Source organism: Paenibacillus borealis, assembly GCF_000758665.1.
Taxonomy (GTDB): domain Bacteria; phylum Bacillota; class Bacilli; order Paenibacillales; family Paenibacillaceae; genus Paenibacillus_AQ; species Paenibacillus_AQ borealis.
In genome coordinates this window covers 4,923,956-4,936,470 of the sequence record NZ_CP009285.1, presented here as the reverse complement: position 1 = coordinate 4,936,470, position 12,515 = coordinate 4,923,956, and the positions used below count along the sequence as shown (strand labels likewise).

Here is a 12,515-nt window from a genome sequence, read left to right as displayed (position 1 = left end):
GCCGGGTCAGAAGACAGGTCACGAGGATGTATGCTTACAACTTTTGGGAGGAAAACCTATGGCAGATGCGTTAGTTATTGTAGAATCACCAGCAAAGGCAAAAACGATTGGTAAATATCTGGGCAGCAAATATATTGTTAAGGCATCTATGGGACATATCAGAGATTTGCCGAAAAGCCAGATTGGCGTGGAGGTTGAGAATGATTTCAACCCCAAATATATAACGATCCGCGGCAAAGGCTCTATCTTGAAGGAACTAAAGGATGCCAGCAAAAAAGTGAAAAAAGTCTATCTCGCAGCTGACCCGGACCGCGAAGGTGAAGCCATTGCCTGGCATTTGGCGCATGCGCTGGATTTGGACAACACACAGGAATGCCGGGTTGTCTTTAATGAGATTACGAAACAGGCTGTGAAGGATGCTTTCAAGACTCCGCGCAAGATTAATATGGATCTGGTGAACGCCCAGCAGGCCCGGCGTATCCTGGACCGGCTCGTCGGATACAAGATTAGCCCCCTATTATGGAAGAAAGTCAAAAAAGGCCTGTCCGCCGGACGGGTACAATCGGTAGCTGTGAAGATTATTATGGACCGTGAGAATGAAATTTCTGCGTTTGTTCCAACAGAATATTGGAGTATTACCGCGAAACTGGGGATCCGTGATTCGCTGTTCGAGGCCAAGTTCCACAAGCTGAATGGTGACAAGAAAGAGCTGGGCCAGGAAAGCGATGTACAGGAAGTATTGGAAGCCATTAAGAATGCCGCTTTCCAGGTCAAAGAAGTTAAAGAGAAGGAAAGACAACGGCATCCGTCCGCTCCGTTTACGACAAGTTCACTGCAGCAGGAAGCTGCACGTAAACTGGGCTTCCGCGCGTCCAAGACTATGTCTGTTGCTCAGCAGCTCTATGAGGGGGTTGAGCTGGGCAAGGAAGGCACAGTCGGTTTAATTACCTATATGCGTACTGACTCCACACGGCTGTCCGTTACGGCCCAGGAAGAAGCTAAGGAGCTGATCCTCTCCAAATACGGCGAGAAATTTGTTCCTGAGACTCCGCGTCAATATTCCAAGAAAGCTGCAGGAGCCCAGGATGCGCATGAAGCGATCCGTCCTACCTCGGCGCTCCGCGAGCCTGACATGGTCAAAGAATTCCTGAGCCGTGACCAATTCCGTCTGTATAAGCTGGTCTGGGAGCGTTTTGTTTCCAGCCAGATGTCTTCAGCGCTGCTTGATACACTGTCTGTGGATATTACAGCGGGTACTGCTATTTTCAGAGCCGTTGGGTCCAAGGTTTCTTTCCCGGGCTTCATGAAGGTGTACGTGGAAGGCAATGATGACGGCACAACGGATGAGGAAAAGTATCTGCCGCCGCTTAAGGCCGGCGATGATCTAATCAAGCATGATATTGAGCCGAAGCAGCATTTCACTCAGCCGCCTCCAAGATATACAGAAGCACGTCTGGTCAAAACGCTGGAAGAACTGGGCATAGGCCGTCCGAGTACGTATGCGCCAACACTGGAAACAATTCAGAAGCGCGGATATGTAGCAATTGAAGAGAAGAAATTCATGCCGACAGAACTCGGTGAGCTGATCATTGAGCAAATGGAAGAGTTCTTCCCAGAGATTCTCGATGTGGAATTTACGGCCCACATGGAAGGTGATCTTGACCATGTGGAGGAAGGCGCTGAGGATTGGGTGAAAGTCCTGGCCCAGTTCTATGAATCCTTTGAGAAACGCCTGCTATACGCTGAAGAAGAAATGAAGGAAATTGAGATTGAAGATGAAGTTTCTGATGAGCTGTGCGAGAAATGCGGTAAGCCGATGGTTTACAAGCTGGGCCGTTTCGGTAAATTCCTGGCCTGCTCCGGATTCCCGGACTGCCGTAATACGAAGCCGATCATCAAGGATATCGGAGTAAGCTGTCCGAAATGTCATGAAGGCAAGGTTGTCGAGCGCCGCAGCAAGAAAGGCCGTGTCTTCTACGGCTGTGACCAGTATCCGGGTTGTGACTTTGTATCCTGGGACAGACCGTCGGTTAAGCCATGTCCTGTCTGCGGCTCCTGGATGGTAGAGAAGCGCAACAAACAGGGAACTAAGCTGCAGTGCACTTCTTGTGATCATACCGAGGCAGTGCTGGACAACGAAGAACTAGCAGAATAAATGTGTTACAGGAGGAAAGGAAATTGACTGATATAGCTAAAGTGACTGTGATTGGAGCCGGACTTGCCGGCAGTGAAGCCGCCTGGCAGATTGCCTCGCGCGGGGTTCCGGTCAGATTATATGAGATGCGTCCGGTTGTGAAGACTCCGGCGCATCATACGGACCAGTTCGCCGAGCTGGTCTGCAGTAACTCGCTGCGGGCCAACGGCCTTGGCAATGCGGTAGGTGTACTCAAGGAAGAAATGCGCCGTCTGGACTCGCTGGTGCTGGGTGCAGCCGACCGGCATGCAGTTCCGGCCGGAGGCGCGCTTGCCGTAGACCGCGACGGATTCTCCGGTGAAATTACATCGATGCTGCATAATCACCCTCTGGTGGAAGTCATAAATGAAGAACTTACGCATATACCGGAGGAAGGGATTGTTGTCATAGCGACGGGCCCGCTGACCTCTCCGGCACTCTCCGCAGAGATTAAAGGGCTGCTTGGCGAGGAGTATTTCTACTTCTATGATGCTGCTGCCCCGATTGTCGAGAAGGACACCATCGATATGAGTAAGGTGTATCTGGCTTCTAGGTACGATAAAGGTGAAGCTGCGTACCTGAATTGCCCGATGACGGAAGAGGAATTCGATGTTTTTTATGACGCGCTGATCTCGGCTGAGACTGCCGCGCTCAAAGATTTTGAGAAAGAGATTTACTTTGAAGGCTGTATGCCGATCGAGATTATGATGAAGCGGGGCAAACAGACGGCACTTTTCGGGCCGATGAAGCCCGTAGGTCTGATGAATCCTCATACAGGCAAGCTTCCTTACGCGGTTGTGCAACTTCGTCAGGATAATGCGGCGGGAACGCTCTACAATCTGGTTGGCTTCCAGACCCATTTGAAGTGGGGCGAACAAAAACGCGTGTTTTCACTTATCCCCGGTCTTGAGAACGCAGAGTATGTCCGTTATGGTGTCATGCACCGCAATACATTTATCAATTCTCCCAAGCTGCTGCATCCCACCTATCAAATGAAGGGACGGGAAAGACTGTTCTTTGCCGGCCAGATGACAGGGGTTGAAGGTTATGTGGAGTCTGCGGCTTCTGGTATGATTGCCGGTATGAACGCTGCCAGAGCGGCACTCGGTGAGGACGGTCTGATCTTCCCGCAGGATACCGTGCTGGGCAGCATGCCGGCCTATATCACTTCTGCAGATTCCGAGCATTTCCAGCCGATGAATGCGAACTTTGGCTTGCTGCCGAAGCTTGAAACGAGATTCCGCAGTAAAAAAGAGAAAAATGAACGCCTTGCTTACCGTGCGCTGGACAGTCTTGCTGCCTATGCTGCAGCCAAAGGCCTGGCCTATACTGAGCCGGAGGTCGTAGAACCCGGGCTTACCGAAGCGGAAAGTCCGGCACAATAAACGTAAACAGATGCATCCCAATTAGCTTTCTTCGAAGCTGATCCGGGATGCTAATGCTCACAAAACTTAAGCCTATGCTTCCGGAACAGTTTTGTTTGAAGCTGTTTCAGGATGCTAACGCTCACAAAACTTTAGGAGGGTGCCAATTATGTTACCCAGCTTTCATGCGACTACGATTTGTGCAGTAAGACATGACGGTCATGCGGCGATTGCCGGCGACGGTCAGGTTACATTCGGAGAGAGCGTCATTATGAAGACGACGGCCAAGAAGGTCCGCCGCCTGTACAGAGGGCAGGTCATTGCCGGGTTTGCAGGTTCTGTGGCGGATGCGATTACTTTGTTTGAGAAGTTCGAGGGCAAGCTGGAGGAGCATCACGGCAATCTGCAGCGGGCTGCAGTTGAGCTGGCTAAGGACTGGCGCCAGGACCGTATCCTGCGCAAGCTGGAAGCGCTCATGATCGTGATGGACAAGGAAGGCATGCTGTTAATTTCCGGAAATGGCGAAATCATTGAACCGGATGATGATGTGCTGGCGATCGGCTCCGGCGGTAACTTCGCACTGGCATCAGGGCGCGCGCTCAAACGTCATGCATCGCATTTAGGCGCAGCGGATATTGCCAGAGAAGCCCTGCAGATTGCCTCCGAGATCTGTGTATATACCAACTCCAATATTATTGTCGAACAATTATAGGCATGGTGCCATAGAAAGAGGGAGGAAGTCACAATGGTGAATCAATCGCTTACACCCCGCCAGATCGTAGCAGAGTTAGATAAATATATCGTAGGTCAGAAACAGGCCAAGAAATCGGTGGCAGTTGCACTCCGCAACCGGTATCGGCGCAGTCTTTTATCCGAAGAGCTCCGGGATGAGGTTGTGCCTAAGAATATCCTCATGATCGGTCCTACAGGTGTCGGCAAAACGGAGATCGCACGGCGTCTGGCCAAGCTGGTCAATGCACCGTTCATCAAAGTGGAGGCCACTAAATTTACCGAAGTCGGCTATGTAGGCCGTGATGTGGAATCCATGGTCCGTGACCTGGTAGAGACTTCAATCCGGATGGTGAAGCTGGAACGCACTGAGAAGGTTAAGGACCGTGCTGAAGAATTGGCTAACGACCGCATTGTAGCTATACTGGTTCCTTCCACCTCAAAGGGCAAATCGCAGCGCAATCCGTTTGAGATGATTTTTGGCGGCAATAACGGCGGTGCAGAGGAAACTAAAGAAGAGGCTGAGGACGGAAGTCTGAGCGAGCGCCGCAGAGGCATTAAGTTTAAGCTGCTCGCGGGTCAGCTCGAGGATGATATCATCGAAATCGATGTGGAAGACACAACGCCTTCGATGATGGATATGTTTGCCGGCCAAGGCAATGACCAGATGGGCATGAACATGCAGGAAATGTTCGGCAGCCTGCTGCCTAAACGTACGAAGAAGCGCAAGCTGCCTATCCGCGAAGCCCGTAAGGTACTGATTCAGGATGAAGCTGCCAAGCTGATTGATACGGATGATATGATTCAGGAGTCGGTAGCCCGTGCAGAGCAGTCCGGCATTATTTTTATCGATGAGATCGATAAGGTGGCCAGCCAAGGCAAAGGCTCCGGTCCGGATGTGTCCCGCGAAGGAGTACAGCGCGATATCCTGCCGATCGTTGAAGGTTCCACGGTAATGACCAAATACGGGCCTGTGAAAACGGATTACGTATTATTCATCGCTGCCGGAGCTTTTCATATTGCCAAGCCTTCGGACCTAATTCCCGAGCTTCAGGGCCGTTTCCCGATCCGTGTAGAGCTGAGTAGTCTTACCCTTGAGGATTTCGTCTCTATTCTGACTGAACCGGAGAACGCCCTGACGAAGCAATATGTTCATTTGCTGCAGACCGAGAACATTGAGATCCAGTTCCAGAAGGAAGCGATTCAGGAAATCGCCAAAATCGCCGCTTCCGTGAATCAGAATATGGAGAATATCGGGGCACGGCGCCTGCATACGATTCTGGAAAAGCTGCTGGAGGACCTTTCCTTCGAAGCGCCGGAGCTGACGCTGGAGACCATGGTCATTACTCCGGAGTATGTTCGCGAAAAACTGGCAGGAATCGCCCAAGATCGCGATTTAAGCCAATATATCCTTTAAAGCGACAGAGTGTTATTCCGCTAAAATAGGTATTAAGAATTATTGTTATGCAAATTTAATTAAAAAATGTTGCATGAAAAGTTAAATAATAGTAATAAAAAGAATTATATGGAATAAAAAAGGTAGAATATTGTAAAAACATGCTTTAAGCCCTCTCTTTTCAGAAAAGATAGGGCTTATTTCTTATTGTAATAATATACAAATTCTAAGAGAATCAATGTATGTGAGATTGACATAAGAATCATCCATCGACACCGTTCGACCTGCACTCGACAAAATAATGAAAATTTTAGCTTTTTTTGTCGAAAGTAAGCAGGAATTCGGGAGAAGTTGTGGAATTCTTTTCATTATGATAGGTTTGGAAGGGGGATTACCATGGGTTTGCTGAACAGTGTCAGTTTTCAAAGATTACAGGGAGGCCTAGATGCCGCCACCAAACGACAAAGTGTTCTGGCTAATAACGTAGCAAATGTTGATACGCCGAATTTCAAACGCTCTGATGTCAGTTTTGAAAGTTTCCTGAGACAACAAGAGAACGGTTTGAAACCTACGCTGAGTGCGAAAGTATCAGATTCCCGCCATTTCCAATTTGGAACAGTGACCGGCGTGCCGGCTGCTGTGGTAAGTACAGATGAAACTACTTCTATGAACAACAATGGCAATAATGTGGATATGGACCGCGAACAGGCGCTGAGCGCCGAGAACCAGCTAAGGTATAACTCTTATGTTGAACAGTTGAACAGTCAGATTACAATGATGCGTACAGTTGTGCAGGGAGGGTAATAAATAATGAACTTTGGTAGCAGCTTTGGAATAAGCGCATCGGCATTAACTGCCCAGCGCCTGCGGATGGATGTCATTTCCTCCAATATTGCCAACGCGGAGACAACCAGAGCTTCTGTGGTTGACGGCAAAGCCGTACCTTACCGCCGTAAGCTGGTAGTGCTGGAAACAGCACAGGCTGATAGCTTCTCTAACATACTCGATTCAAAAATGAGCGGCGGCAGCGAAGGTGTTAAGGTGAAATCGATTATTGAGGATAGTTCACCGCTGAAGCCCGTGTACAATCCAAGTCATCCTGATGCTGATGTTGACGGATATGTGTACATGCCGAATGTAGATCTTACCAAGGAAATGGTGGACATGCTGTCTGCCTCGCGTTCCTACGAAGCGAATGTTACGATGCTTAATGCATCCAAAGCTATGGTGGGTAAGGCGCTCGAAATCGGCCGTTAATTGATTTGACTTACTAGGAGGAGAACAATTGATACAGAATTTATTGATCGGAACTCAAGCTGTTCAGCCGCTGGCTATGAAAACCCCGGCAGCAGAAACTTCAGCCGTCTCCGGCACGGGACAAAGCTTCGGTTCATATCTGGAGAATGCACTTAACCAGGTGGCAGATCAGGAACAGCAGGCTAAAGACATGAGCAACAAATTTGTTTTGGGAGAGGTCAATATTGATGAGGCTATGATTTCGTCCCAACAGGCATTGCTGAGTTTGCAGTTGACTACACAAGTCCGGAACAAAGTGATTGAAGCCTATCAGGAAATTATGAGAACTCAAATCTAAATAATCCTAGCTACGTTTCGGATGGGGTGACACTGTGAATGAAAGATTGGCCCAGTACCGGGAGAAGATAAGCCAGTATTGGAACAGATTCAGCGGTAAACAGAAAATATTATTTTTCTCCACTCTGTTTATCATCATAATAATAATCGTAGTTTTGACCATGCAATTATCAAAAACAGAATATGAAGTTGCTTTTCAGGATTTGGATAGTACCGATTCGGCGGGAGTCATGAGTTACTTGGATACAGCGGGGATTGCTTACCGTTTGAGTCCGGATGGGAAGAGCATTTCGGTACCCAGTACTGACGCTGCGCGCATTAAGGTAGACATTGGTTCGCAGGGGATCGTGCAGGGAGGTTCCATCGGGTATAAAGTATTTGATGAATCTTCTTCGATGATCGGAACTACGGATAGTGAATTTAATGTGAAATACAACAACGCCCTGAATGGTGAAGTTGAGCAGTTAATGAGAAGGATGCAGGGGATTAAAGACGTCAAGGTTCTGATTACCCTGCCGAAGGAAACAGTCTTTGCCTCGCAGGAGGACCAGGAGAAAGCGCAGGCTTCCGTAGTACTGAGTTTCGATCCCGGATTCAGGCCTAGCCAAGAGAATATTGACGGCTACTTCAATCTGGTGAAGACTGCCGTGCCAAACCTGCCGGTTGAGAACATTACGATCACTAATAATGAAGTCGAATTGATGCCCACGGCCAAAGGCGGTCAGGCTGGTGTGTCCAGCCAGGTTGAAGAGAACTTCGCATTACAGAAGAAATTTGAAGATGATGTTAAAAAAGATGTGAAGCAATTCCTGAGTACGCTCACGGGTCCCGATAAAGTGGATGTTCTGGTGTTCTCCAAGCTCAATTTCGATAAAGAGAACCGTCAGGAAGAAATCGTATTGCCGGTAGATGCGGAGAATATGAAAGGAATTGAAATCAGCTCGCAAATTATCAGCAATACTTATTCGGGTCAAGGGAATACATCCGGAGGGGTAGCTGGTACAGGGTCGGAAGATGTCTCTGGATATCCTTCGGGGACTGACTCGGGTACTTCTTCTTCTGAGGAATCATCGGAGACCAGGAACTATGAAGTCAATCGGATCAGCAAAGATATTATTGCGAGCCCATATACTGTTAAAGATTTAACCATTAACGTTGCAGTTGAACCACCTGACGGGCAAACAACTTTGGATGATACAACTTCAGCGGCCATCCAGAATATTCTGGTCAATATTGTCCGTGCCTCCTTGGCAGATTCAGGTCTCACTTATACAGACGCAGATTTAACAAAGAAAGTTTCGGTGTTCTCGCAACAATTTGGAAGTACGGCGGCGAATGCAGCATCCGGCGGACTGGCTACCTGGATGATCTGGGCAATTGGCGGAGCCGCATTGCTGGTTGGTGCGGGCGGAGGTTACCTCATCTACCGCAGCCGCAAGAATAAGCAGGAGGAAGAAGCAGAAGATGATATTCCGCTGCAGGTTCCTACAGAGTTTCCTTCTATTAATATGGACAGCGTAACGAATGAAAGTCAGGTCCGCAAACAGCTTGAAAGTCTGGCCAAGAAAAAGCCGGATGAATTCGTAAACCTGCTGCGTACATGGCTTGCTGAAGAACAGAGGTGAAGTAATGGCAAAAGCTAGCCAGCAGGGTCTTAGCGGCCGCCAAAAGGCGGCGATCCTGCTTATCACACTAGGGCCTGAAGTATCGGCACAAATATTCAAGCATTTGAGGGATGAGGAAATTGAGCAGCTGACTCTGGAAATAGCGAATGTCCGCAAGGTGGACAGCGTGGAGAAAGAGTCAATCATGTCAGAATTCCATCAGATCTGTCTCGCTCAAGAATATATCTCTCAAGGCGGTATTAACTATGCCAAGGAGATACTCGAGAAAGCACTGGGTTCAGCCAAGGCGCTTGAGGTTATCAACCGTCTGACGGCGACGCTGCAGGTAAGACCTTTTGATTTTGCCCGCAAAGCGGATCCAAACCAGATTCTCAACTTTATCCAGAACGAAAATGTCCAGACGATTGCACTCGTCCTCTCTTATCTGCAGTTTGAACAAGCTGCCTCAATCCTGTCTTCCCTTCCTCAGGAGAAGCAGGCCGAGGTTGCCAGAAGAATAGCGATTATGGACAGCACCTCTCCGGAGGTTGTCACCCAAATTGAACGGGTTCTGGAGCAGAAGCTATCGGCTACAGTTACCCAGGACTACACAAATGCGGGCGGTATTGAATCGATTGTCCAGATTCTGAACGGCGTTGACCGTGGTACGGAACGTACCATCCTCGACTCGCTGGAAATACAGGATCCTGAGCTGGCGGAAGAAATCAAGAAGCGGATGTTCGTCTTCGAGGATATCGTCAATGTGGACAACCGTTCAATTCAGCGCATCATCAAGGATATCGACAATGCGGATTTGCAGCTCGCGCTCAAGGTGGCCAGCGAGGAAGTGCGGGATGTTATTTTCCGCAATATGTCCAAGCGTATGGCCGAAACCTTCCGCGAAGAAATGGAATATATGGGTCCTGTACGGCTGCGTGATGTTGAAGAAGCACAGACCCGCATCGTAGGCACGATCCGCAGACTCGAAGAGTCTGGTGAAATTATCATCGCCCGTGGCGGAGGAGATGACATTATTGTCTAAGCTGATCAAACATTCTCAATATGTTCCGGTAGATGTGCTGAAACGGCTGGAGCAGGCCAGACATCATGCAGGGCTTACCGAAGATCCTGTGGTCGAAGAGGCTCCAGGCGAAGTCCACTATCAGGATCCTGCCAGGGAAGCGGCAGAGCAGGCACGCAAGCAAATGCTGAAAGATGCTCAGGAGTTTGCTGAAGGGCAGGTCCGCAGCGCATCCCAGGAAGCTGAGAATATTATGGAATCAGCACGGAATGAAGCTGAAGAATGGTGGCGGCAACGCAGGGAGCAGGATGAGCATCTTGTGGAAGCCGTCAAGTCTGAAGGGTTTCAGCAAGGCTACCAGGAAGGTCTCGCTCATGCGGAACAGGAGATGTCCCAGCGGCTTGCCGAGATGATGGAGGAAGCAAGGACTGTACTTCAGGAAGCGTACCGGGCAAGAGATGTGATTATCCAGGAGGCTGAACCTTTTCTGGTAGAGCTGAGCTGCGATATTGCCGAGAAAATAGTGGACAAGCAGCTGACAGTTGAACCGCAATTTGCAATGGATCTGATCCGCAAGAACCTGGCCCGCAAGCGTGAGCAGGGATTGATTTCCTTATGTGTCTCTCCGGCGCAGTTCGCGTTTGTCAACGCAGCGAGAGAAGAGCTTTCACTCGCCGTGGACTCACAGGCTGAACTGCAGATTCTTCCGGATTCAACGGTTAAAGATCAAGGCTGTGTCATCCGCTCCTCCTTTGGCAGTATCGATGCACGGGTGGATACCCAGCTGGCTGAGATCAAAAAAGAACTGCTGAGAATCGCACTGGACGCAGGTGAACACGGAAGTGGGGAAGACGATGCTTGACAGCGGAAGGTACAAAGAACAGCTGCGTAATTTTGACCCGGTCCGGATTAACGGCAAAGTTACCCAGGTCATCGGACTAATGGTAGAGTCGGAAGGCCCGGATGCCAGCATCGGTGATGTGTGCTTTATTTATCCCGCCAAAGGAACTAAGCCGCTTCAGGCAGAGGTCGTCGGATTTCGTGACAACAAGGTGTTGCTGATGCCGCTTGGAGAGCTCCAGGCTATTGGGCCAGGCTGTGATGTTGTCGGCACCGGCAAGCCGCTGAGTGTCCAGGTAGGCTCGGAGTTGCTGGGTAAGGTGCTTGACGGTTTGGGACAGCCGCTTGACGGTTCGCTCATTCCTGCCCGTATGCCGCACAGTTCGACCTTTAACATCCCTTCCAATCCGCTTAACCGTCCGCGTGTCGCTGAGCCTATCAGCATCGGGGTCAGAGCGATTGACGGACTTCTCACCATCGGCAAAGGACAGCGGGTCGGCATATTTGCAGGCTCTGGTGTCGGTAAGAGTACTCTGATGGGAATGATCGCCCGTAACACTTCGGCAGATGTGAATGTTATTGCCCTTATCGGTGAGCGGGGGAGAGAAGTGCTTGACTTCATCGAGCGCGACTTGGGGCCGGAAGGGTTACAGCGTTCGGTGGTTATCGTCGCCACTTCCGATCAGCCGGCGCTGATCCGGATCAAAGGAGCTTTGATCGCCACTACGATCGCCGAATATTTCCGCGACCGCGGGCTGAATGTCATGCTGATGATGGACTCGGTTACCCGTTATGCCATGGCCCAGCGCGAAGTTGGACTGGCAGTAGGCGAGCCTCCTGCAATGAGAGGGTACACACCTTCTGTATTCGCCAGCTTGCCCAAGCTGCTGGAACGGGCCGGAACAGGTCCTACAGGCTCTATCACCGCATTTTATACAGTACTGGTTGACGGTGACGATATGAACGAGCCGATCGCCGACGCTGTGCGCGGTATCCTGGACGGACATATTGTCCTGAACCGGAATATCGCAAATAAAGGACATTTCCCGGCAATCGACGTTCTCTCCAGCATTAGCCGTGTTATGAAGGATATCGCACCGGAAGAGCAGATTGCTGCAGCAGAGAATGTAAAACGCCTTATGGCGGTCTATAAGGATTCCGAGGATCTGATTAATATCGGAGCTTATCAAAGAGGCTCGAACGCCCAAATCGATGAGTCGATACATTACATCGACAGCATCTGGGATTTCACCAAGCAAAAAGTGAACGAGAAGGTAACCCTTAGCGAAGTGCAGCAGTCATTAATTTCACAGTTCTCGAGGAGTTGATTGATCATGAGATTCCATTATACTTTTCAAAAAGTGGTGGACTTGAAGGGTAACGAAAAAACACAGGCAGAGTGGATGCTCTCAAGCGCGCTCGGAGAACTGCAGGCACAGGAAAAAAGCCTTGATGAATTAATTACACAGCGCAGTGCGCTGATGTCGTCCTTACAAAGTGCAGCTGAGCAAAGAACACCATTGGCTAAGCTTCGTGAAATGCAGGATTACGTCGATTACCTGGATAAGTGCATTGCCCGCAAGCATTCCGACATCAGCCGGGCGCATATTGAGGTTCAGAGCAAGCAGGATCACCTCAGTACCAAGGTTCTGGATGAGAAGGTATGGCTCAAGGCGAAAGACAAAGCACAAACAGCATTTCTGCAGAATATGAGTTTACGGGAACAAAACGAACTGGATGAGATGGCTACCGTCCGCTTCGCGATGAAATCCCTCTAACCCGGGAGGTTTCCGCT

12 protein-coding genes are annotated in these 12,515 nt (G+C 49.7%); all 12 read left to right on the top strand.

Annotated elements, in window-relative coordinates; genetic code table 11:
• The first annotated feature begins 58 nt into the window (after positions 1-58).
• The 12 genes from topA to fliJ all read left to right on the top strand — a co-directional run bounded on the left by topA (position 59) and on the right by fliJ (position 12,498).
• Positions 59-2,155: a type I DNA topoisomerase gene (gene topA, locus PBOR_RS20700; RefSeq protein ID WP_042214914.1), complete on the top strand. Its 2,097-nt coding sequence runs from the start codon at positions 59-61 to the stop codon at positions 2,153-2,155.
• 23 nt (positions 2,156-2,178) lie between these two features.
• Positions 2,179-3,558 (top strand): FADH(2)-oxidizing methylenetetrahydrofolate--tRNA-(uracil(54)-C(5))-methyltransferase TrmFO, encoded by a 1,380-nt coding sequence (gene trmFO, locus PBOR_RS20695; RefSeq protein WP_042214912.1) that lies wholly within the window; start codon positions 2,179-2,181, stop codon positions 3,556-3,558.
• A 148-nt stretch (positions 3,559-3,706) separates the two neighbouring features.
• Complete coding sequence (gene hslV / locus PBOR_RS20690) at positions 3,707-4,249, top strand: ATP-dependent protease subunit HslV (protein WP_039295147.1); 543 nt, start codon at positions 3,707-3,709, stop codon at positions 4,247-4,249.
• Positions 4,250-4,282: 33 nt separating this feature from the next.
• Positions 4,283-5,683: an ATP-dependent protease ATPase subunit HslU gene (gene hslU, locus PBOR_RS20685; RefSeq protein WP_042214909.1), complete on the top strand. Its 1,401-nt coding sequence runs from the start codon at positions 4,283-4,285 to the stop codon at positions 5,681-5,683.
• A 375-nt stretch (positions 5,684-6,058) separates the two neighbouring features.
• Positions 6,059-6,466, top strand: a complete 408-nt coding sequence (gene flgB / locus PBOR_RS20680; protein ID WP_042214906.1) for a flagellar basal body rod protein FlgB — start codon at positions 6,059-6,061, stop codon at positions 6,464-6,466.
• A gap of 6 nt (positions 6,467-6,472) precedes the next feature.
• A complete protein-coding gene (flgC, locus tag PBOR_RS20675; protein WP_042214904.1) occupies positions 6,473-6,919 on the top strand; it encodes a flagellar basal body rod protein FlgC in 447 nt (148 codons plus the stop codon).
• Between the two features lie 28 nt (positions 6,920-6,947).
• On the top strand, positions 6,948-7,256 hold the full coding sequence (fliE, locus tag PBOR_RS20670; protein WP_042214902.1) for a flagellar hook-basal body complex protein FliE: 309 nt from the start codon (positions 6,948-6,950) through the stop codon (positions 7,254-7,256).
• Between the two features lie 34 nt (positions 7,257-7,290).
• Complete coding sequence (gene fliF, locus PBOR_RS20665) at positions 7,291-8,880, top strand: flagellar basal-body MS-ring/collar protein FliF (RefSeq protein ID WP_042214899.1); 1,590 nt, start codon at positions 7,291-7,293, stop codon at positions 8,878-8,880.
• Between the two features lie 4 nt (positions 8,881-8,884).
• On the top strand, positions 8,885-9,901 hold the full coding sequence (gene fliG / locus PBOR_RS20660) for a flagellar motor switch protein FliG (protein WP_042138160.1): 1,017 nt from the start codon (positions 8,885-8,887) through the stop codon (positions 9,899-9,901).
• Positions 9,894-10,742, top strand: coding sequence for a FliH/SctL family protein (locus PBOR_RS20655; RefSeq protein ID WP_042214896.1), 849 nt, complete (start codon positions 9,894-9,896; stop codon positions 10,740-10,742). The genes fliG and PBOR_RS20655 overlap by 8 nt, the downstream gene beginning before the upstream one ends.
• A complete protein-coding gene (gene fliI / locus PBOR_RS20650; RefSeq protein WP_042214893.1) occupies positions 10,735-12,048 on the top strand; it encodes a flagellar protein export ATPase FliI in 1,314 nt (437 codons plus the stop codon). The genes PBOR_RS20655 and fliI overlap by 8 nt, the downstream gene beginning before the upstream one ends.
• Positions 12,049-12,054: 6 nt before the next feature.
• The gene (fliJ, locus tag PBOR_RS20645) at positions 12,055-12,498 is read left to right on the top strand and encodes a flagellar export protein FliJ (RefSeq protein WP_042214890.1); all 444 of its coding nucleotides are present in this window, start codon (positions 12,055-12,057) and stop codon (positions 12,496-12,498) included.
• Positions 12,499-12,515 lie beyond the last annotated feature (17 nt).

Coding starts and splice junctions, on each gene's coding strand:
- topA (WP_042214914.1), top strand. CDS start 59: ATGGCAGATGCGTTAGTTATTGTAGAATCACCAGCAAAGGCAAAAACG.
- hslV (WP_039295147.1), top strand. CDS start 3,707: ATGTTACCCAGCTTTCATGCGACTACGATTTGTGCAGTAAGACATGAC.
- hslU (WP_042214909.1), top strand. CDS start 4,283: ATGGTGAATCAATCGCTTACACCCCGCCAGATCGTAGCAGAGTTAGAT.
- flgB (WP_042214906.1), top strand. CDS start 6,059: ATGGGTTTGCTGAACAGTGTCAGTTTTCAAAGATTACAGGGAGGCCTA.
- flgC (WP_042214904.1), top strand. CDS start 6,473: ATGAACTTTGGTAGCAGCTTTGGAATAAGCGCATCGGCATTAACTGCC.
- fliG (WP_042138160.1), top strand. CDS start 8,885: ATGGCAAAAGCTAGCCAGCAGGGTCTTAGCGGCCGCCAAAAGGCGGCG.
- fliI (WP_042214893.1), top strand. CDS start 10,735: ATGCTTGACAGCGGAAGGTACAAAGAACAGCTGCGTAATTTTGACCCG.
- fliJ (WP_042214890.1), top strand. CDS start 12,055: ATGAGATTCCATTATACTTTTCAAAAAGTGGTGGACTTGAAGGGTAAC.